General features: G+C 37.2%; 14 protein-coding genes. 1 reads left to right on the top strand and 13 read right to left on the bottom strand.

The features are described 5' to 3' along the window. Positions 1–4: 4 nt before the first annotated feature. The 4 genes from ACFO7M_RS02550 to ACFO7M_RS02565 all read right to left on the bottom strand — a co-directional run bounded on the left by ACFO7M_RS02550 (position 5) and on the right by ACFO7M_RS02565 (position 9164). A complete protein-coding gene (locus ACFO7M_RS02550; RefSeq protein ID WP_379733871.1) occupies positions 5–7030 on the bottom strand; it encodes an RHS repeat-associated core domain-containing protein in 7026 nt (2341 codons plus the stop codon). Positions 7031–7033: 3 nt separating this feature from the next. Then, positions 7034–7489 (bottom strand): T9SS type A sorting domain-containing protein, encoded by a 456-nt coding sequence (locus ACFO7M_RS02555; RefSeq protein WP_379733873.1) that lies wholly within the window; start codon positions 7487–7489, stop codon positions 7034–7036. A gap of 473 nt (positions 7490–7962) precedes the next feature. Beyond that, positions 7963–8160 carry a hypothetical protein gene (locus ACFO7M_RS02560; protein WP_379733875.1) on the bottom strand — a complete coding sequence of 66 codons (198 nt, stop codon included), beginning with the start codon at positions 8158–8160 and terminating at the stop codon, positions 7963–7965. A 758-nt stretch (positions 8161–8918) separates the two neighbouring features. Then, positions 8919–9164 carry a hypothetical protein gene (locus ACFO7M_RS02565; protein ID WP_379718445.1) on the bottom strand — a complete coding sequence of 82 codons (246 nt, stop codon included), beginning with the start codon at positions 9162–9164 and terminating at the stop codon, positions 8919–8921. A 476-nt stretch (positions 9165–9640) separates the two neighbouring features. Here ACFO7M_RS02565 and ACFO7M_RS02570 point away from each other — a divergent pair, with 476 nt between their 5' ends. Continuing rightward, entirely contained in the window at positions 9641–10039 is a 399-nt protein-coding gene (locus ACFO7M_RS02570; protein ID WP_379733877.1) for a hypothetical protein, read from the top strand. On the opposite strand, the gene ACFO7M_RS02575 is transcribed toward ACFO7M_RS02570, so the two are convergent. The 9 genes from ACFO7M_RS02575 to ACFO7M_RS02615 form a co-directional block, all read right to left on the bottom strand. Beyond that, positions 10034–10717 (bottom strand): porin family protein, encoded by a 684-nt coding sequence (locus ACFO7M_RS02575; protein WP_379733878.1) that lies wholly within the window; start codon positions 10715–10717, stop codon positions 10034–10036. The two genes, ACFO7M_RS02570 and ACFO7M_RS02575, sit on opposite strands and share 6 nt — an antisense overlap. A 67-nt stretch (positions 10718–10784) precedes the next feature. Then, positions 10785–12590 carry a cytochrome c oxidase subunit I gene (locus ACFO7M_RS02580; RefSeq protein ID WP_379733881.1) on the bottom strand — a complete coding sequence of 602 codons (1806 nt, stop codon included), beginning with the start codon at positions 12588–12590 and terminating at the stop codon, positions 10785–10787. A 25-nt stretch (positions 12591–12615) separates the two neighbouring features. Beyond that, positions 12616–13800: a cytochrome c oxidase subunit II gene (locus ACFO7M_RS02585; RefSeq protein WP_379733882.1), complete on the bottom strand. Its 1185-nt coding sequence runs from the start codon at positions 13798–13800 to the stop codon at positions 12616–12618. Positions 13801–13819: 19 nt separating this feature from the next. After that, a complete protein-coding gene (locus ACFO7M_RS02590) occupies positions 13820–15388 on the bottom strand; it encodes a quinol:cytochrome C oxidoreductase (protein ID WP_379718430.1) in 1569 nt (522 codons plus the stop codon). A 25-nt stretch (positions 15389–15413) separates the two neighbouring features. Beyond that, positions 15414–15974 (bottom strand): c-type cytochrome, encoded by a 561-nt coding sequence (locus ACFO7M_RS02595; RefSeq protein WP_379718427.1) that lies wholly within the window; start codon positions 15972–15974, stop codon positions 15414–15416. Positions 15975–15981: 7 nt separating this feature from the next. Beyond that, positions 15982–16506, bottom strand: coding sequence for a DUF3341 domain-containing protein (locus ACFO7M_RS02600; RefSeq protein WP_379718423.1), 525 nt, complete (start codon positions 16504–16506; stop codon positions 15982–15984). A 6-nt stretch (positions 16507–16512) separates the two neighbouring features. Continuing rightward, the gene (gene nrfD / locus ACFO7M_RS02605) at positions 16513–17919 is read right to left on the bottom strand and encodes an NrfD/PsrC family molybdoenzyme membrane anchor subunit (RefSeq protein WP_379718420.1); all 1407 of its coding nucleotides are present in this window, start codon (positions 17917–17919) and stop codon (positions 16513–16515) included. A gap of 27 nt (positions 17920–17946) precedes the next feature. After that, positions 17947–20982 (bottom strand): TAT-variant-translocated molybdopterin oxidoreductase, encoded by a 3036-nt coding sequence (locus ACFO7M_RS02610; protein ID WP_379733884.1) that lies wholly within the window; start codon positions 20980–20982, stop codon positions 17947–17949. 33 nt (positions 20983–21015) lie between these two features. After that, positions 21016–22350 (bottom strand): c-type cytochrome, encoded by a 1335-nt coding sequence (locus ACFO7M_RS02615; RefSeq protein WP_379733885.1) that lies wholly within the window; start codon positions 22348–22350, stop codon positions 21016–21018. Positions 22351–22554 lie beyond the last annotated feature (204 nt).

A 22554-nucleotide genomic window follows, 5' to 3' on the forward strand; every position in this document is an offset into this window, starting at 1 on the left:
ATTTTTAAAATGAACATTTTGTAGTACTACAATTAGGATAAGAATGAATTCCAATACGGTCATAATAAAACACATCAACATGTCCACTAGCATCACTCCAACCACAACCTGTTTGTATAATTAAGCCATAATTTTTCATACTTGAACCAAAATTATACGTTTGCATCAAATATGGTCCCATATATTTAGTAGAAAAATAATAGTTTAAGTTGTTTTCACCTGACAAGGTATAATCTGATTTTGCAATTGTGAAACCTGAATCGTTTAACGCTTTACTCAATCTAAAACAACAAGTATTTTTATATGAGCTTTTAAGAGTGCCGTCTTTTTTGAGTCCGTTTTGTAAAACATCTTTATAAATATCTCCTCCAATAGTTTTATACAATTCAAGTGCAGACATTTTATCAGCTGTGGGATATGCGTCCATAATTTTTTTAATATCTGCCTCTGACAATGATTTTTTAAGTGTCGAAATATCTATACCATCCTCTTCATAAGCCATCTGATGCAACGCGTGATTCAATCCAGCCACAATACCACCAGTAACTGCGCCTTGCCAAAAATTACCTTTGGCTAATGATGCACCAGCTCCCCCCATTATAGCGCCAAAAACAATTGTTCCTACACTATTCTGAGCAAAACTACCGCCTAAACCTTTAACAACTTGATTAAGTACTTCAACTTTTTGTCCACCAAAAGTATGGACTGCATTCGAAGTCTTACCACCACTCCAAGCACTTGAAGCAATACTTGCCAAAGCACCGCTCGCAAAGCCAACCCAAAAGTTCCCACCTTGGATACCACTCATACTTCCTTGAAAGAAGCCATGAGCCAAAGCCTGCATTGCCGCCCTTGAATAAAAATTGGTAATGGTATTTTGCGCCCATTCACCAATTCCAAAAGTAACCAAACCACTCAAACCTCCAATAAAAGTAGCTTTAGCCGCGCCCATGAAGGTAAACGGTTGGTGGTTCAAAAAGGCAGTCACAAAATACGAGCCCAACCCTACAGCAGCACCAATCAATATCGGTGCCAAAATTTCGCCACTTGGGTCCGTATATTTCAACGGATTGTTCAAAACATAACCGTAACGGTTGTAATTCTGGGTATTGTACGGATCCTGTACATAATTGTCCGGTTGTAGGAATCGGTGCAATTTCGGATCGTACAATCGACCATTCATGTGAATCAAACCTACACTCTGCAAATGCTCATGTCCGGTATATCCTCTATCCAAGAACGTTAATTTGGTCAAGATATTGCCTGCCCCATCTTGTACTTTAGCTATAGAGCCCCAAGCATCAAAATGACGTTTTTCTACAATCGCACCCGTTGCATTGGTTACCGCTACGATACTCCCCTGATAATCACGATGCAGATAAAAATAATTTTGAGTCGTGCCATTACTTTTGAGTACAATTGGCGCACTGTAAGCATTACCACCCACGTAGGTAACCAATTCTACTACACCATTGTTGTAATTGATTTCCATACTACCATCGGCACTATAATAACGACGGTTGGGACGGGAAAGTTTATCGGTAGCGGTACTACCGTAGTACATGGCGCTTCGTCCCAACATACCATTGTAGGCGAAACTCAGCTTATCCTTATTGACTTCTTCAATTTGTACCGGTGCTTTGAAAGCATTGTACGTGATATTCAGATTGCCTCTTGCTTCAAAATAAGCCTTATCTTCGGCACTCATCGATTTGATACCGGTATTCTGATACGGATGCGCCGTATCGGAATACGTATAGGTTCCTGTTCCGTTTTGAGTAATACGACCACGGTCATCATACTGTTGCGTCACCACACTGGCTTTCTCCAGTTTGAAATTATCAACATAGAAAGTTGTATTCGGCAGAACCATACCACCACCGTTGGTACCTTCTGGGCTAGATTCATCCACTACAAATTTTATAGATAGCAATGGATTCGGGGAAACAAAATTGTTAACGGTATAATTCTTATCAAACGATCCGTTTTCAATCGGGCCTAAATAATATTCCGCCCAACTGTTGGCATCATTCGGATCGGTTTCCACCATAATCGCATTCACAATCACACCACTTGTACCTGTTTTATTGGTAATCGTCGCCTTAACATTCACAATATCATTGGAAACAAATCCTGTTGGCAAAGTACGTTGTGCTGCTACCCATGGGTTTTTCAATACCACTTTTAAGGTCCCTGCCGAATTACTTACCGAACCTGTCGTACTGGTACCGTTGAATGTAAAGCCATCCGTAGTTGTATTGAACGGTAAGGTCAAAATATTTACATTGGCACCGTTCCAGGTGACCAAACGATCCAAGGTATCATACTCAAATTTCTCGGTCAAATCGAACAAACTCGTATAACGTTGGGTCAAATTCCCGCGCTTCACATCATACACATTGTTCAAAGTCATCACATTCACTGGGTTTGTAGTACCCAAATCATGTTTAATCTGCGTCGGGAATCCATACTGGTCATAGGTATTGGTAATAGTAATCCCGTTACCTAAAGTAGCTCCCGTCAATTGTCCTCTGGTATTAACCGTATTGGCTTGCCAGATCACAGTCGTACCGTCGAGCATCTTCCATTTGGCACCATTCTTATATTCGTGTTTGATGGTTTTGGCACTGGTTTTCCCGTGTGCCACACCAATCGTTTCTTCGGTAGCTACTCTTCCAAATCCGTCAAAAGTCAAATTCTTGGTAAAAGTCGCATACGGCAACGTCTCAATGGTCTGCTTCAACTGTTTGGTTGCTGCATCATAAGCATACGCATAACTGCTATTCCCGTCATTCGGGTTCACCACATCAATACGGGTCAACCATTTGTAGGTCGGATCGTAGGTATACGTATTGGTAATATTGGTAGCCTCTGCCGCTGTTGCTCCCAACACCGTTTTACTTACCGGTTTACCTACAGCGTTAAGTACATAAGTAGTATTCCCTTTTGGCGTGGTTTCTTTCAGTAGCTCTCCAAAAGCATTGTATTCATAATTATACAATCCTGCTGAAGTATCGTTCAAAGACGTTTTTCTTCCCCAAACATCAAAAGTGGTTGTTATTTTTATCCCCGCATAATCCGATTCGATTTGATTACCCAAGGCATCGTATTTAAATTGTATTGTTCCTCCCGGTGTATCAGTAGTGGCAACCACATGACCATTAGCATTTACAGTCTTCGATTTAGCCATCACTTCATCGTTTACCGTTGTCGTCAATCCCGAATAAGTCGTTGCAATCACTTTACCGGTTGGCTGTGTCACTTTTACCGGTCGCTGGTACTCATCATACTCGTAAGCAGTCCACAAATTCGCTGATGTCGAATAAGGCTCACTCACTTTGGTTTGTTTCCCTAAATAATCATACTCACTGGAAACATAAATCCAATTACCGTTCAAATCTTTAGCGCCTTTTTTAATCACACGGGACAACGCATCATTTTCGGTTATACTAGCACTTCCGTCATCACTAGTTTCCGTAGTTGTATAAACATTACCTGTTCTTGTATAAGTATAGACTATGTTCTTTCCTAAAAAGTTAGTAATTTTTGTATTCTTACCCCAATTATCGTATTCCTGGGTAGTGATTTGCCCCAAGGCATTGGTTTCACTCAAAACCAATCCATATAAACTATGATACGTATTTTTTGTTGTCACCAATCCTTCCGGATCTGTTAATGTCTTCACAAAACGATTGGTCGCATCATAGGTATACGAAGTAGTCCTTGGTGATACGGCATTTTGGGATGTAGTACCCGTGGCACTGACTGTTTTGTCTTTAAGTAACCCATTGTTAAAATATACAAAGTCTTCCACAATGACAAAAGAAGAACCGGTTACTGATTTTTCTGTTTTGGTCAAATTAGCCCCAGTGTACGTAAATTTATCAGTACTGATTTTTGTATCACCATACGCAGTTGACGTTTTCGTAATTTCTTTTGGTTTTCCAAGCGTGTAAGCACTACCCGTTCCACCCACATTGGCTGGATGAAAATCCGTACTAACATTTGTTGTGCCTTGAAGAGTACTACCTAAATAATTCTTTGTGGTTACACTAGTAGGTAAAAAATAATCCGTCGAATACGAATCATTTACAGTTTCTGTAATCACATTCGTCAGAATATCGGTATTTTTCGTTTTATTCAACAACAACACATACCTTTTGGTCACTGGATCTACTGTTGGTGGATAATATGTCTTCTCGACTTTAGTCAACAGATTGGTAGTGGCGTCCGAAAATGTAAATTCCGTACTCAACAACTGCGTATACGTCTTCTTATTGGCGCCTCGTAATAAAGGGTCAATTTCAGAAACATTCCATAATTTCTTATCTCCAAGTTTATACCAACTACTTCTGGCTGTCTTCAAAAAGCCCAAAGGTCCATTTCCACTTAAATCTAAGGCGTAACCGTGGTAACGGTAATCTTGTAATTTTTGCACACCCAAAGAGGTATTGGTTACTTTTGACACCAACAAACTAGTTGGAATTCTTTTCAATTCCACTAACGGATAGTACAAGCTTTCAGTAGAAGAATAAAAATCATTCTGAGAACCCAAATCGTTAGTTCCTTCAGCAGGAACCATAGATTTATATTCAATCTCATCTACAATCGCACCATTGGATTGCGTTACTTTCTTCAGAAGGATCTCTTTTGAGTTGTCTTTATTAAAATCAACAAAATAAACTTTCTTAGCAAAAGCATCATGCTCTCTCACTACAATCAAATCACTCTCCAATCCGCCATTTCTAAAATTGGAAGCAATTGGAATAGGAAACGTATTCTGTTCATCTCCTTGTACGGGATTAATAGGCGTTACATAATCTTCTGTAAAAGTATTAGTGCCGTACCCTAAATTATTAATATAGCCGTATGCTCTCCATTCGGTATCTTTATCCATGTAACAAGTCTCACACGGAATGTATAAGCGCATCCAAACTTTTACAAGGTCAGACTTTCCATCTTTATTAATATCCAAAGCATAATAAGTGGTTCTGTGCCATTGAGTAGTATAATCACTATTATCAGTATAAGGTCTATAAGAAATAGTATTGGTTATCGTTTCCTTTGTAAATAAAGATCCTCCTGCCGGGTTTGGATTACTGTAATAAATATGCCATGTTGTACAACTATCACATCCTTTTCCATCGGCATCCGGCATCATGATATCTGTCTTACCGTCACCATTGAAGTCCCCAAAAAGTTTGGCTTTTTGAACACTGTAATTTTCCATGGTTCCGAATCCCAAAAGTTCAAACTCAATCCAAGGCGCAGATGTCAATTGTTTCAGTCCAAAAACTTTGTAACTCTTATCCTTGTTTATCACAAGAATATCTGATTTACCATCCGAATTGAAATCGGCCACAAAACGTTCACCCGAGCCCAAAACCAAACCGTTAGGAATACTTAAATTCCCAACAGAACCTAATACAGAACTGGTATTTGGATTAAAATCCACCAATCGAACTTCTACTGGATAATCAGAAGTAGAACGAGTCCATTGACATCCTCCAGGAGGTTGATCTATCCTATTTTGCTGATCTGAACCTTTTTTTACTTCTCCAACTTTTAAGCTGGGCTCGTCAGGATTGTATGCATCTAATTCCAGAAAACTTAAAATCAACACTTCCGATATTCCATCACCATTAAAGTCCCCTTCTAAATACCGTGTACTGGTTTTCTTTTGAGGAACCACACCTTGACATTGTGAAACCGGATAACCCGGGCCAACCAATATATTTCCATCGATATCGTATTCAAATACGGTACAATTATCAGAACATTGTGTACTATTGTCTATATCAATAGTCTTATTGTATGAATTGACAAACGATCCATTATCCAAGTTGTGCACTTTAAAAGTGGTAGTACCAAGAGTTTCATCAACACTCACTATGGATTGTTTTTGATTTAATTTACCATTACTTAAAGTAGTTGCAGCAAACTTATAACTATTCTCTGCATAGGCAGGTAAAGTATAAATTAAACTATTATTTTCACGAAACAATTGGCTAAAAACATTTTTACCATCAACGATATCCATCCGTCCGTCTCCGTCAAAATCACCTGTAACGTCTGGCTTCTCATTCAAATCAAGCTCAACACTGTCATTATAAGGAGTAGTAACAACCGTCGCTCCTGAATTCGTCGTATTGTATTCAAACTGTACTGGATTGGCTGCCTCCAAAGCCCCATTAAATTCCTGTATCTGAGATACACGCTGATACCCCTGAGCATCTGTCAAATGAGTAAGTACATATCGCTTGAAAAGTTGGTTATTAGTATAAACTTCAATTTTTCTTAAAATCTCGGCTTTTTCTACCTTGATTCCTTTAACAAAAGCATTTTCTTTTCGAGTCAAGGGATCATAAGTAAAAACTATCTTATTCAAAGTAGTGGGATTAGTAATCGTATTTCCACTAAATTGTATTTCTGTAACACAAAGAGCTTTATTTTGAGGTTTCCCATATACATAATTCATGAAGTTACCATTGGCATCCTCAAAGCGAACTACATAAAAAGCAGTAGCATCCGTTGCATCCATTCCTCCATAATTCCCATACCACGTTCTCGAACCGTCTGGTGTCGTCACGATAAAATAAATCGCTGTGCCATTTTTTTTCAATTCAATCTTGGTATTCGATTGCACTTCGGTCTCATAGATTGAACCATCTGCCCAATAGCTACCTGATTTCAACAACAAACGCTGGCCGTCTAAAGCCAGTTTATCATTGTCATCAAAATCAACACCATCCTTAAACCCATCTATATCCTGACGTGTCGCCATTCTGGCAATTGTCGAAATACTGTTGATACTCCAGCCTTGTCCGGCTATACCACTGGGTTGACCACTAGCATAGATCAAATTAATCACTGGTCCAACATCAGCAATACTTGGCGGCATAGCGATGGGAAGGGTATACATTGCTTGCCCTCCAGATGAAATCTCAAGTTTTCCTTGAGTATCATGGAAGCTCTGCGCAAAAATCAGGTTGGTAAACAAGGCTACCAACGCTAGTAAACGTAATTTCATTCTTTAATTCTTATTTTTGATAATTTTGATAGGCTCTTGTTTCCCATTGGTATACGTCAAGTTTAGAGTATAAATACCCTCCGGTAACGTCTGAAAAGGAAAAAGATAATGATCGGTATTCTGAAGATTTTTTACCGACTTGATCAATTGACCGTTGCTATTGTATAAGTTAATTTCCACCATTCTCTTATCATCCACAAGCGACCACTTTAAATACAATTGCTCTTGAACAGGATTTGGATAATACGATACGATGTCTTCCGGATGAAACTTCTCCAAGTCCTCCTCTGTAATGTCTTCTTCATTTTTGGAAACACCTCCACTTGACATTTTCCCTGGACAAAGTGCGCACCAAGTTCTGCTAATCTGGTTGCCGGCTGAATCATAACTAAAGCTAACTGACTGAGCTTCTGCAGTAACTCCTGACAAAAACAGCAGGAAAAGTAAAATATATTTCATTTGATTTCAAAAAATTAGCCGCAAAAGTACCACTATTTCACAGACCTAGAACTATTTAGATGAAAATTTAACAATAAAAATAATACACATTGATAATCAATGACTTAAGTAACAAAAGCGAAAATAAAACCTACTAATTTTTAACTATGACTGTTTTTGCCTAATAGCAATAAGAAAAAAGAAGCTACTGAAATAGAACAGAAAGTTTGTAAAACCAATCACTTTGCAAACTTTTTAGAAATACCCTAACAACATCATGTGGTCAACACGAATAATCCCAAAGTCAGTAAAAACATTCTGCTATTTTCAACCACTGCATATAGAATTTGTTACATATATTAGAGCCATTTTCAGGAATACTTCTATTCTTTTTTAGTAGTAGAAACACTCAACTTAGTAAAATTATGTTCCATTGCAACTAGAAAAACAAACCCAAATAATGCCACACTTGCAATTAGGCCTAATGCTATGATTTAACCATTTAAATTGGAATTTTCTGTAACCAAAACGGTTCTATTTTCTTCTACAAAACTATTTGTACCAATTGGAACGTTGTAAACTTCATTGGTGTTGTAACTTTTCGAATGCAAACCCGAATAATAGAAGAGTAAAAAAACACTCAACACAAATACAAATACCAGAGCTCCTTTAAGGATAGTCATTTTTTTCATTTATAAATTATTTACATTAAAATGTATACAGTTATGCGCAATTCTGACTTCGCCGTATCTAGTATTTCCCGACATTGAGCTAAAAAATCATCTGATCTGAAGTTAACCTCAAAAAGGTTGCCTTTTGAAAACTAGTACAGAATTAACGCTCTCTTTAGTACTATCATTGATACGACCATAAAAGAGAGAGAGAGTAAAATATATGAAAACAATAACCACCCATGAAATTTAACTTTACTAGAGGGCATAAAATGGTTCAATTCTTCTTTAGTGATGAATTTCTTTACTACATACATCCCTACCACGAATAAAACAATTAAAATTGAACAAGTGTAGATTCTATTCTTTAAAAAAATTGTCCTAGCTGGTATAGGCCAAAAAAACAATGCTATTGAAGTACAGTTGATGTAAATCAAAAATAACAAACAAAGTAATGACCTATCGTAGGCAATATTCTTTTGAGTTAAATTGGAATGATAACGAAAAAAAAGATAAACAATATATTTCATTGTAAACATTATTTTTTTAGTTGCTAAACTAAGTACCGAAATACGCTAACCAAAATTTGACTAAGACGATTCTAGGATTTCCCGACTTTGATCCCTTCAATCAATTAACTCAAACAAATGGAACTAAACAATGGCTAATATCTTGCAAACTTATATAGAAAAGCAAACTGCCACCTTAAAATGGTAAAATATAATTTCTGAGTTGGTACAAGCAGCTAAAAGCTTATGAAAACCCGAGAAAACAAATTACTACTTCATTCTATCTGAAGATTCTTTTTTGTTTTTACCCAAAATATAAATATCATAAACTAAAGTTATTGTAAATCCCAAAGTGATCAGAAGACCAAACATAGCGTAATTAAAACCATAGCTATAAATATCCCTACCTTCAACAACCATGGTTATCTCCGATTTACTGGCAATCCATCCGAAAGTGAAAGCTACAATAAATATTAAAAAATAAATTTTAACCCGGATATAATTGTTTTCTTTCATATTATTTTTAATCGTATTAATGGTGTGATAGCTATATTTGATGTAATTCCTACTGTACTCTTTCCAAGAACAGTAAAAGAAATAATTACTTTAATTATAAGTTTTCATTTCAACGTGGAATTCCACTGCACATTGAGTCAATCGTACCTCTCCGGAACCAACTACAAAAGTAATCGAATAGTTGTTGGAATGGCCAATAACAAAGAATTCACCACAAAGAGTACAACATCAAAAAAAATGGTAACTTTGGTCAACTAGTACCAACAGCCTTGAAAAAGATATTGCCATTCTTCTCCTACGCCTTCCATCCGATATTCATTTCGGTCATGGGTGCACTATTTTATTTTTTTACAACCCATGGTTACTTCAACTATGAAACAATTTATTTGTGCCTCGTACAAATACTCATCGTTACTGTATTTATCCCATTGGCTTGTTTCTATCTTTTGGTTTCTTTACAAAAAATAGATTCGATTATGGTGACAAAGGTCGAACAACGAAAGATTCCACTTTTCTTACAGTCGTTACTATTAAGTACACTTATTTTTAAAAGCGTCACAATAACCACATTTCCGGAATTATTCTATTTCTATTTGGGAAGTATTCTAAGTACCTTTTTAGCGTTGGTTTTGGCACTGTTTCATAAAAAAGCCAGCTTACACATGTTGGGCATCTCATCATTAACTGTATTCTGTATTGCTTGTTGCATCCACTTTCAGTTCCGAATGCAATTGCTCATCGCGGTTATTTTACTACTAAATGGTGTAGTAGCCTCTTCCCGATTGTACATGAAAGCACATACCCTATTCGAATTAACGTTGGGATATATCATCGGAGCGCTACCGCAATTAATTTTACTGCTGTTTTGGTTATAAAATATAAAACATCAAACCAATATTGATGGTACTCAAGTTTAAAGGTTGTCCGTTCAAAGAACCATTCTTGAAAAGATCTTGAAAACCATAATAAGCATACACATTGAAGGTATTGTATCCCGCACTCACATAAGCACCATAATGAAACTTATTCAAATCCGGGTTATTGGATACAGAAAATCGATCCGTAGAAGAAACAAACTTCGATTTACTGGCTAGTAAATAACTCATCTTAACACCAGTGTAAATCCTCCAAAACTTATGTGAATCGAAGGTAGAAGTACGCCAACGAAATTCAATCGGAACGTCTACAAAATACAAACCTAGCTTGTTATTATCAAAATCGGTCGTTGGTATTGCTGTATAGGTAATTTCATTATTATTCTCTGCAATTACAACGTTACTCTTGTAGTTATTGAATGTAAACCCTAAACCTGGAGCAATGGCCACAGTACGTTTCTTATTAAGAGGGAAATCACGTAGAAAACCAAAATTCAATCCTGCAGAAAAGGAGTTTTGAGACACCGCCTGCGGTTTATCATTCAAAATATTATACGTAACCCCAAAATAGAACTGATCTTCTCTGTACAACGAATCAATAGCCTCAAAATCGGGCACAGTCTGAGAAAAGCAAGACAAGCTGAAAAGACAAGTAAATAATAAGAAAAACTTTTTCATAAAATTTGTTTGGCTAAAGGTAATAAAAAAGCCTTTCTTTCGAAAGGCTCTTTAGTATTGTATGTTATTAGGAGTGGTGTAACTCTTCCTCACCTTCCTTCATAGGAACAGTTTGAGGTACGAAGTCATCATCATGTCCAGGCTTACTGTAATCGTAAGGCCATCTGTGTACTGTTGGTAATTCACCAGGCCAGTTACCGTGCATGTGCTCTACTGGAGCTGTCCACTCTAATGTATTCGATTTCCATGGGTTTTGAGGTGCTTTTGGTCCTTTGAAGATGCTGTAGAAGAAATTCCACATGAACACCAATTGGAAAGCAGCTCCGATTAAAGCGAATGTAGTAATCAATACGTTAACATCAGCTAAATCGTCAAATAATGGGAAGTTCGAGTTGGTATAGTAACGACGTGGCAAACCAGCCATACCGATGAAGTGCATTGGATAGAATACACCATAAGCACAAACTGCAGTTACCCAGAAGTGAATATAACCTAAAGTTTTGTTCATCATTCTACCGAACATTCTTGGGAACCAGTGGTATACCCCAGCGAAGAATCCGTACAATGCAGAGATACCCATTACTAAGTGGAAGTGAGCCACTACGAAATATGTATCGTGAACGTTAATATCTAATGTACTATCTCCAAGGATGATACCTGTTAAACCTCCTGAAATGAATGTTGAAACCAATCCAATTGAGAACAACATCGCAGGATTTAACTGTAAGTTACCTTTCCAAAGCGTAGTAATATAGTTGAATGCTTTTACCGCAGAAGGAATCGCAATCAATAATGTTGTAAATGTAAATACCGATCCTAAGAATGGATTCATTCCAGACAAGAACATATGGTGACCCCATACAATCGTCGATAAGAATGCAATTGCTAAGATAGAAGCAATCATCGCACGGTAACCGAAAATTGGTTTACGGGAGTTAGTAGCAATAATTTCAGAAGTGATACCCAATGCCGGTAATAATACGATATATACCTCAGGATGACCTAAGAACCAGAATAAGTGCTCAAACAATACTGGAGAACCACCTTGGTAGTGTAATACCTCACCAGAGATAAAGATATCAGATAAGAAGAAAGAAGTACCAAAACTTCTATCCATGATCAATAACAACGCAGCAGATAATAATACCGGGAACGATACAATACCGATAACTGCTGTAATGAAGAAAGCCCAAACAGTAAGTGGCAATCTTGTCATTGACATCCCTTTAGTTCTAAGATTGATAACTGTAACTACATAGTTCAATGAACCCATCAAAGACGAAGCAATGAAGATAGCCATTGATACCAACCATAAAGTCATACCTGTTCCAGATCCTGGAATTGCTTGTGGTAAAGCTGATAATGGTGGATAGATTGTCCAACCTGCAGAAGCTGGTCCAGACTCAACGAATAAAGAACAGATCATTACAACAGACGACAAGAAGAACAACCAGTATGAAATCATATTCATAAAACCAGAAGCCATATCACGTGCACCAATCTGTAATGGAATTAACAAGTTACTAAACGTACCACTCAAACCAGCAGTTAATACAAAGAATACCATGATAGTACCGTGGATAGTCACCAAAGCAAGGTAAATATCATTTCGCATTACTCCTCCTGGAGCCATTTTCTCTCCCAATAAGAATTTAAAAATCCCGAAAGACTGCTCTGGCCAAGCGATTTGCATTCTGAACAATAACGACATCACTACCCCAACGATTCCCATAATAATACCTGTAATCAAGTATTGTTTAGCAATCATTTTGTGATCAATACTAAAAATGTATTTAGTGATGAATGTATCTTTATGGTGATGTGCGTGATCGTGATCGTGTGCGTGATCGTGGTCGTGTGCTGCTGCTCCCATATTATTTATCTAAATTTAAATTTAATTATTTTTTTACTTCCTCTAATTTGTCATCTGCCGTAGCAACTACAGTAGAATCAGCTACTTTAGCTTGTGCTGGTACCGCTACTGGAGCAGGATTCTTTTCAGCTTCTTTAGCCGCTTTATCATCTTTTATAGCTTTGACAATAGTCCCTTTATCTTTCAACCAGTTTTTGAATTCTTCAGGAGTATCCACAACAATTTTCATTTGCATGTTGTAGTGAGAAGCTCCACAAATTTTGTTACATAATAACAAATAGTCGAAAGTATATGGATCAAGAGGTGTTTTACCTTCTGCAACTAACTTAGCGCTGTTAGCAGAACGTATTTTGTTGATATTGTTAACTTTCTCAACAATAGCAGGATCTTGACGCATTTCTTCAGTTGTCAATGTTGGTGTGAATGCAAATTGAGTCACCATACCAGGCACACAGTTCATTTGCGCTCTAAAGTGAGGCATATAAGCTGAGTGAAGAATATCTTGTGAACGTAATTTGAATAATACTTTTTTACCTTTTGGTATATGCAATTCAGAAACAGCGATATCATCTTGAGCGTTAGGATCGTTTACATCCAGACCCATTGTATTTACTCCTTCGATTAAACGAACATTAGCTTTACCCAACACGTTGTCTTTACCAGCGTAACGCGCTTCCCAGCTAAATTGTTTTGCATACAATTCAACAACAATAACTTCTTCATCTTCATCAACAAACATAATGTTTGTCCAAGTGTACAATCCGTAAAGAATCAAACCTGCCAAAACAATTACCGGGATGATAGTCCAGATAAATTCTAATTTATCGTTATCTGCATAGTACAATGCTTTTTTCCCTTTTTCACCTCTATATTTGAAAGCGAAGTAGTGTAATAACAACTGAGTGATAGCCTGAACAAAGAAAATGATACCAAAAGAGATATACATTAAATTGTCATAATCAGTACCGTGTTGAGAAGCTGGTGTACCTAAAACTAAGTGTCCCCATTTAAACAATCCATATATCGTGAAGATATAAAGGAATGCAAGAAAACCGAACATTAAATATCCCTGTACATTATTATCATTATCAGTAGCGATTTGCGAGTCATCTTTAGAAACGCCTACCTGAGTTAAGTCGAAAATTTTAGTCATTTGCCAGATTGCAATTGATAATAAGACTAAAACTATAATAACCAACAAACTTGTCATCTGTTTTCTTGTTTAAATATTAATAATGGAAATGCTTACTTTCTTCAATTAGCGGATTTCCTTTTGCCAATAATGGTGCTTTAGTTAAAGCGTTGAATACAACAAATAAGAACAATCCTGCAAAGAATGCAACTGAACCAATTTCAGCAGCACCAATAAACCAATTTTCACCAACTGTTGCAGGGAAAATCATGTTATGGAAGTCTAAATAGTGACCTGATAAAATGATGATACCCGCCATAGTGATAATCCAAGGTACACGTTTGAAATCTGTATTAATCAAAATTAATACTGGGAAAATGAAGTTCATAGCCACCATTCCGAAGAAAGGCAAGTTATAGTGCTCAATTCTAGTTTTGAAATAGGTTACCTCTTCAGGGATGTTAGAATACCACATCAACATGAATTGAGAGAACCATAAGTAAGTCCAGAAAACTGAAATACCAAACATGAATTTCGCTAAATCATGGAAGTGACTATTATTGATAAAATCTAAATAACCGTTTGATTTCAAGTGTAAAGTAATCAACGCAATTACAGTGATACCACTTACAAAGAAACTTGCAAAAACATACCATCCAAATAATGTACTGAACCAGTGAGGATCAACAGACATTACCCAGTCCCAAGCCATCATAGACTCAGAAACTAAGAAGAACGCTAAGAATCCAGCAGATGCTTTGAAGTTCTTTTTATAGAAAGACAAATCACCAGTTTCATCTAAGTTGATCGAGTTTTTACGAGTGTAAGTACGGTATAAAATCCAACCTCCTAAATAGATTACAGCTCTAATTAAGAAGAAAGGTACATTCAAATACCCTGATTTTCCTTGAATCAAGTGATCATTTGCTACAACATCTTTATCAGACCATACAAACAAATGATTCAATTGATGATCTCCAAAATAAAGTGTTGACAATACCAAAATCACAAACACAATGATACCTCCAGGTACAATATATGCGGTGATAGCCTCCATTACTCTGAATAAAGCTGGTGACCAACCTGCCTGTGCTGCCCATTGAATAGCATAGAATGCCAATACTCCTAAAGAAATCAAGAATACGAACAATGCTCCTACGTATAATGCAGACCAAGGCTTATTTTTTAATTGAGTAAATACATGCTCAACATGTTTTTTATGCTCATCAGCATGTGCATCATGATTAGCTGCCACTTCGTGACCTTTCTCAGCATGTGCAGGTGCAGCATGAGCTTCTGCATGAGTCTCTTCGGTAGGTGCTACAAGTGAGTCAGTTACATGAGCTACTTCTTTAACTTCAGCTACAGAAGAATCATGAGCAGCTTCTGTTTTGTGTTCAGTTTCAACATGAACTTCTTTTGCTTCAGCATGAGCCTCTTCTTTTTCTTCACCGTGTGCTACAACAGCTTCACCATGAGCATCAGCTGGAGCAGTTTCATGTGCAGCTGCAGCACCATGATGTCCACCATGAGTATCAGCAGCTAATATTTTTTCTACATCTTCAGTATTCTTCGGTGCACTGAAAAAACCATATCCAATACCCAATAGTCCTAAAACCATAAGGAAAATTGAAAGGTTTTTTATTTTGCTTGATAATGTATACATAACTTATATATCGTGTGTTTTACAATTATAATTCAGACTTAAGCTTCATTACATATTCTGCAACTTGCCATCTTTCCTTCTTAGACAATTGGTTTGCGTGAGAACCCATCGCATTCAGACCATAAGTCTCAACATGGAAAACGCTTCCCACTGTTACAGCTCTGTCTTTATAACTAGGTACACCTAAGAATTTTTCTCTTTGAACTAATTTCCCTTTTCCATCACCTTTTTCACCGTGACAAGAAATACAGTAAATATCAAACAACTCTTTTCCTTTTTCAAGGTTAATAGCTGAAGGCTCAAGAGGAGAAACAATTGCTTTTGAAGCTTCGTAACCAGCAGGAGTGTTCGGTAAATCATAAATTTCAAAACCTCTCTTGATAGTACCTTGAGCAGGTAATTGACCTTCTTTACCTACCAAACCATTTGGCGATTTAAAAGCATCTGATTCTGAATAAGTTTCATATGCAACCGATTCATACATGTTCGGGAAGAACTGATAGTTCGGTTTTTTATCATTTTTACATGAAACCATTAATGAAGCTAACCCCATTAAAGCTGTTAATGAATATACTACTCTTCTCATAATCTAATTAATGCTTTTCAACTACTTTAACTTCAACTGCACCTGTACTTTGTAGGAAAGAAGTTAATTCGTCTTCATTATTATTGACAGCGATCTCCATTAAAAAGTGATCATCTGTTGTACGAACATCTGGATTTTCAGCTTCTTTGAATGGCCATAATTTACTTCTCATATAGAACGTAATTACCATTAAGTGTGCTGCAAAGAATACAGTTTCCTCAAACATTACCGGCACGAAAGCAGGCATATTTTGAATATAACTGAAACTTGGTTTACCACCGATATCCTGTGGCCAATCACTAATCATGATATTATTCAATAACCATGTTGCAAATGACAAACCAGTAAGACCATATAAGAAAGCACAAATCGCAATTCTTGTTGGTGCTAACCCCATTGCTTTATCTAAACCGTGAACAGGGAATGGAGTATAAACCTCTTCAATATGGTGATGTGCTTTACGAGTTTGCTTTACAGCATCCATCAAAACATCATCATCAGTATATAGTGCATGTATTACTTTATGACTCATGACTTCTTAGTGATTATCGTGATTATGACCGTTTTTCTCTCTATCTGCTTTGTAGTTATCTCCTGAAGTTTTCAAGATTGTTTTAACCTCCGCCTGTGCAATTACAGGGAATGTTCTTGAATACAATAAGAATAATACGAAGAAGAATCCAATAGTACCAACGAAGATACCGATATCAACGAATGTAGGTGAGAACATTGTCCAAGATGATGGTAAGTAATCACGGTGTAACGATGTTACGATGATTACGAAACGCTCAAACCACATACCTATGTTTACCACAATTGAAATGATGAATGAGAACATGATGCTAGTTCTTAATTTTTTGAACCACATGAACTGCGGAGAGAACACATTACATGTCATCATCGCCCAGTATGACCACCAGTAAGGACCAGTTGCTCTATTCAAGAAAGCATATTGTTCATACTCAACTCCTGAATACCAAGCTACGAATAACTCGGTGATATAAGCACATCCTACGATTGAACCCGTAATCATGATTACAATGTTCATTAACTCGATATGCTGAATTGTAATATAGTCTTCAAGGTTACACACTTTTCTCATGATGATAAGTAAAGTATTTACCATCGCGAATCCTGAGAAGATCGCTCCCGCAACGAAGTATGGCGGAAGGATTGTCGTATGCCATCCAGGAATTACTGAAGTAGCAAAGTCAAAAGATACAATAGTGTGTACTGAAAGTACCAATGGAGTAGCTAAACCTGCCAATACAAGAGAAACCTCTTCGAAACGTTGCCAGTCTTTTGCTCTTCCTGTCCATCCAAAAGAAAGGATAGAATAAATTCTTTTTGTAAAAGGAGTTACTGCTCTATCACGTAACATTGCGAAGTCGGGTAATAAACCAGTCCACCAGAAAACTAATGATACTGATAAATACGTTGAAATAGCGAATACGTCCCAAAGTAACGGTGAGTTAAAGTTAACCCATAATGATCCGAATTGATTTGGTATTGGCAATACCCAGTATCCTAACCATGGACGACCCATGTGGATGATTGGAAACAAACCTGCTTGAACTACCGAGAAGATAGTCATCGCTTCTGCAGAACGGTTAATCGCCATTCTCCATTTTTGACGGAATAATAACAATACAGCTGAAATTAGCGTTCCGGCGTGACCGATACCAACCCACCAAACGAAGTTAGTGATATCCCATGCCCAACCAACTGTTTTATTTAATCCCCATGTTCCAATACCTTCGGTAATTGTGTATAACATACAGCTTAAACCCCATAAAAAGGCTGCAAGTGCTATATAAAATACTGTCCACCATTGTTTATTAGCTTTACCCTCTACCGGACGGGCCACATCGACAGTAACATCGTGGTAGCTTTTACTTCCAAGTACTAAAGGTTTTCTGATAGGTGCTTCGTAATGAGACGACATAATCCTTTATCTTATTTCTTATTAATATTAATTTCTAACTTTTACTTGGTAAACAACATTTGGTTTTGTTCCAATGTGCTCTAATAAATGATACGCTCTATTATCATCAGCCAATGCTGCCACTTTAGATTCTTTATCATTTACATCACCAAATACCATTGCTCCAGAAGTACATGCATTTGAACATGCTGTTTGGAATTCACCATCTTTCACTAAACGTCCTTCGTTTTTAGCTTTCAAAATAGTCGCTTGTGTCATTTGGATACATAACGAACATTTTTCCATAACCCCACGAGAACGAGCGTTAACATCTGGATTCAATACCATACGACCTAAATCATCATTCATATGATAGTTGAATTCGTCATTGTTGTTGTACAAGAACCAGTTGAAACGACGTACTTTATACGGACAGTTGTTTGCACAGTAACGAGTACCCACACAACGGTTATATGCCATATGGTTTTGACCTTGACGACCGTGAGAAGTAGCAGCAACAGGACAAACAGTCTCACATGGAGCGTGGTTACAGTGCTGACACATTACTGGCTGGAACACAACTTGAGGATTATCTGAAGCAGATTCCAATTCAATATATTTATTTCTTGAATCTAATAATCCAGAAGCAGATTCTTTTTTCTCAAGATCTCCTTTGAAACTTTCTTCAGAAGAATAGTATCTATCGATACGCAACCAGTGCATGTCGCGACTTCTTCTTACTTCTGACTTACCAACTACTGGTACGTTGTTTTCTGCATGACAAGCAATAACACAAGCTCCACATCCAGTACAAGCATTCAAGTCAATCGATAGATTAAAGTGGTGACCTATACTACGATCAAAAGATTCCCATAAATCAACCGACTCAGCCGGAACTTCTTTATGATCTAAAGAAACTACTGGCATGATATTCCAATCGGCAGCATCTTTAGTATTAAAAATTTCTAAAGTAGTCTCCTTAATGATGTCTCCACGACCCATTAATGTTTTTTGCAACTGTACACAAGCAAATTCATGCTCACCATCTGCCTTAGTAACAGAAACCGTTTGTACATTGTTGAAATTATTATATAATTTGTAAGCATTAACACCTACTTGCATTTCTTCTTTCAAAGCAGCTTTACGTCCGTAACCCAAAGCTAAACCAACAGTTCCTTTTGCTTGACCAGGTTGGATCATAACCGGAACATTTTCCAATTTAGCACCGTTTACTGATAAAGTAACCAAGCTACCGTTCAAACCACCGTTAGCAACATTCCAGTTCTCTAAGCCCCAAGCCTCAGCATCTGCTTTAGCTACAGTAACATAATTATCCCAAGAAGCTCTGGTGATTGGATCTGGAAACTCTTGCAACCATGGATTGTTCGCTTGTTGCCCATCACCCATACCTGTTTTAGTATACAATACTAATTCAGTACCGTTTGATTTTGCATTTCCTAAAACAGCTGCTGCCCCATTGAAATCAGCACCTGCACCTGCACTTGCTCCAACCTCAGTAAAAGCAACACCATCATGTACTAATTGGTTCCAAGATTTTGTTCCTGCCCAAGAAGAACGGATATAATCGTAATAGTTTTGAACATTTCCAGTCCAAGACAATAAAGCATCTTGGAATTGTACCGTATTGAATAACGGACGAATAGTAGGTTGAGTAACCGCGTATTGTCCTTTCACAATACTTACATCACCCCAAGATTCTAAATAATGTGGAGTTGCAACAGCAATACTAGAAACCAAAGCCGTTTCATCTTCTTTCATTGAGAAAGCTACAGAAAGTTTAGTTTTCTTTAATGCTTCAGCAAATTCAGCACCATTAGGTAATGAATATACTGGATTTACACCACTCATAATTAAAGTATGTACAGAACCCGCTTTCAAATCTGCAATTAATTGCTTCACTTCAGCAGCATTTCCTTTTCTGATTTGACGTGAATTAGCCGGATTAAAAGCCTCACTCGCTAAAGCGCGGTTGATTGCTAATACAACCAATTGAGCATTTTTATCTTCAATACCCGAAACCAACACACCTTTGCTACCAGCAGCCTTCAACTGTTGTGCTGCTTTAGTCACTGCATCTTCTCCTTCAAACTTAGAAGTGGAAACTGCAGCACCAGTAACAATACTATATATTTTAGCTAATGCTTGTTTTTGAGTCGCAACATTCATCGGCACACGCTTATCAGCAGCAGCACCAGACAATGTCATGTTTGCCTCAAACTGGAAGTGACGAGACATTTTTCCATTTTGAGGAATACGTCCTTGTGCATAACCAGCATCGAAGTTTCCACCTTGCCAGTCTCCTAAGAAATCAGCACCAACAGAAACAATTACATTTGCTTTAGAAAAATCATAATCAGCTAAAGCTCTTTCACCATAAACTGTTTGGAAAGCATCCAAAGCTTCTGTTGAAGAAACAGCATCATATACTACATGTTTTGCATTTGGATTTGCAGCCAAGAACTGACCAATTAATCTGTCAGTTGAAGGCGAAGCAGAAGTATTAGTCAACAATACTACTTTTCCTCCTTTAGCTTTAGCCTCAGCAACGCTAGCTTTAATTTTAGCATTTGCCTCACTCCAAGAAGCATCTTTTCCTGCTATTTTAGTGTTTTTCAAACGTAAGCTATCGTATAACGATAAAACTGACGCGTGAACACGAGCGTTTGCATGGAAATTAGCTCCCTCAATTTTATTATTTTCAATTTTGATAGGACGACCTTCGCGAGTTTTTACTAAAATGTTAGCAAAATCGAAACCATCAGAGAATGATGTAGCATAATAATCTGCTAAACCAGGGATGATTTCTTCCGGTTGAACTACATAAGGAATTGACTTATGCACTGGACCTTCACAAGCAGCTAAAGTAGCCGCTGCAGTACTGAATCCAACATACTTAAGAAAATCACGACGTGTTGTGTTAGAAGATGCCAACGATGCAGCATCACCTAAAAATTCATCCGTTGGAATTTCTTCCACAAACTCGTTATTTCTAAGCGTCTCAACAATAGAGCTATTTTCGTTTAGCTCCTCAACACTTTTCCAGTATTTTTTGTTTGATGACATATTGTATATAAATATTAGCTTCTTAATAAATAATTAGTAGTGACATTTACCACATTCTAAACCTCCCATTTGCGCTGCAGTCAATTTGTCTACACCATATTTTTTAGAAAGTTCTGAGTGAATTTTTTCGTAGTAAGCATTACCTTCTACTTTTACATTCGTCTCACGGTGACAGTTCACACACCATCCCATAGTTAATGGAGAATGTTGCTTCATCACTTCAAAAGTCTCAACAGGTCCGTGACATTTTTGACACTCAATTCCTGCAACCGAAACGTGTTGTGAGTGGTTGAAGTAAACGAAATCCTGCAAGTTGTGAATTCTCACCCATTTCACAGGCTTTTCTTTACCTGTATACTTTTGAGCTGTTTTATCCCAACCCACTGCATCGTATAATTTTTGGATTTCTGCAGTGTAGAATTCTTTAGTATACTCTACATAGGTAGAATCTTTATCTCCTTGGAATTCTGAAATATTTTTATGACAGTTCATACAAACATTCAACGAAGGAATACCAGCATTTTTACTAACACGCGCTGCAGAGTGACAGTATTTACAATCGATACCGTTATCACCAGCGTGAATTTTATGCGAATAATGAATAGGCTGAATTGGAGCATAATCTTGATCTACACCTACCTGCATTAAGTAACCATAAGCAAAATAAGCACCTACCAACAACATTAAAATCGTTGAAACCAGAACTAAAAATTGATTTTTAACAAAGGCATTAACCAAAGGCATTACAGCAAATTTCTTTTCCGCTACCTCTACTCCATTAGCTTTAGCAATTTTAGACAACACATTGTTCACCATAAACAACATACCAACTAAAACAGCCAACACTACAGCCAACAGACCTAAAACCATGTTATTTGACAAACCACCTTCTGAAGAAGCACCAGCTTGAGCATCTTGTCCAGTTGTTACTTTTGGCTCTTCTTTTGGCTGAGAAGTATACGCTAAGATATTATCAATATCCGCTGCAGACAACTGAGGAAATGCTGTCATTGGAGTTTTATTGAACTCCTCAAAAATTTTCACTGCATCAGCATCACCAGAAGCAATTAACTGAGCCGAATTGTTAATCCATTTCCCTAACCATGCTCTATCACGACGTTCAGCCACACCCCTCAAGGCAGGACCTGTCATTTTAGCATCTAACTTGTGACAAGCCGCACAATTTGCATTGAACAAAGCTTTACCCGCAGCTACATCACCACCAGCAGCAGGAGCCGCAGCAGTTTCCGAAGCCGGAGCCGCCTGAGCAGGCTCTTGAGCAAATGAACTTAAAGAAACAGATAATAATAACGAAAGACTTAACGTTACTATTTTAAAGATCGATTTATGGTTTCCCACCTTTTTCATATATTAAATGATTATCATCTAAATTCGGCATGATTTTTTCAGTAGTTGAACACTGAATACAATATGCCATTTAAAAAACTCCGACAAAAATACGACTTATGAACTATTCTCAAAACCTTAAATATATCTTAATTATTAATTTATAATTATTCTAAATAACTTTTTATTCACACAGTATTCCTGATTCCATTACTTTTGTACAAA

This window comes from Flavobacterium sp. GCM10023249, from assembly GCF_042653365.1.
Taxonomy (GTDB): domain Bacteria; phylum Bacteroidota; class Bacteroidia; order Flavobacteriales; family Flavobacteriaceae; genus Flavobacterium.

Excerpts from the sequence above, each read along its gene's own strand:
- ACFO7M_RS02550 (WP_379733871.1), bottom strand. The coding sequence starts at position 7,030 with ATGAAATTACGTTTACTAGCGTTGGTAGCCTTGTTTACCAACCTGATT.
- ACFO7M_RS02555 (WP_379733873.1), bottom strand. The coding sequence starts at position 7,489 with ATGAAATATATTTTACTTTTCCTGCTGTTTTTGTCAGGAGTTACTGCA.
- ACFO7M_RS02560 (WP_379733875.1), bottom strand. The coding sequence starts at position 8,160 with ATGAAAAAAATGACTATCCTTAAAGGAGCTCTGGTATTTGTATTTGTG.
- ACFO7M_RS02565 (WP_379718445.1), bottom strand. The coding sequence starts at position 9,164 with ATGAAAGAAAACAATTATATCCGGGTTAAAATTTATTTTTTAATATTT.
- ACFO7M_RS02570 (WP_379733877.1), top strand. The coding sequence starts at position 9,641 with ATGGTGACAAAGGTCGAACAACGAAAGATTCCACTTTTCTTACAGTCG.
- ACFO7M_RS02575 (WP_379733878.1), bottom strand. The coding sequence starts at position 10,717 with ATGAAAAAGTTTTTCTTATTATTTACTTGTCTTTTCAGCTTGTCTTGC.
- ACFO7M_RS02580 (WP_379733881.1), bottom strand. The coding sequence starts at position 12,590 with ATGGGAGCAGCAGCACACGACCACGATCACGCACACGATCACGATCAC.
- ACFO7M_RS02585 (WP_379733882.1), bottom strand. The coding sequence starts at position 13,800 with ATGACAAGTTTGTTGGTTATTATAGTTTTAGTCTTATTATCAATTGCA.
- ACFO7M_RS02590 (WP_379718430.1), bottom strand. The coding sequence starts at position 15,388 with ATGTATACATTATCAAGCAAAATAAAAAACCTTTCAATTTTCCTTATG.
- ACFO7M_RS02595 (WP_379718427.1), bottom strand. The coding sequence starts at position 15,974 with ATGAGAAGAGTAGTATATTCATTAACAGCTTTAATGGGGTTAGCTTCA.
- ACFO7M_RS02600 (WP_379718423.1), bottom strand. The coding sequence starts at position 16,506 with ATGAGTCATAAAGTAATACATGCACTATATACTGATGATGATGTTTTG.
- nrfD (WP_379718420.1), bottom strand. The coding sequence starts at position 17,919 with ATGTCGTCTCATTACGAAGCACCTATCAGAAAACCTTTAGTACTTGGA.
- ACFO7M_RS02610 (WP_379733884.1), bottom strand. The coding sequence starts at position 20,982 with ATGTCATCAAACAAAAAATACTGGAAAAGTGTTGAGGAGCTAAACGAA.
- ACFO7M_RS02615 (WP_379733885.1), bottom strand. The coding sequence starts at position 22,350 with ATGAAAAAGGTGGGAAACCATAAATCGATCTTTAAAATAGTAACGTTA.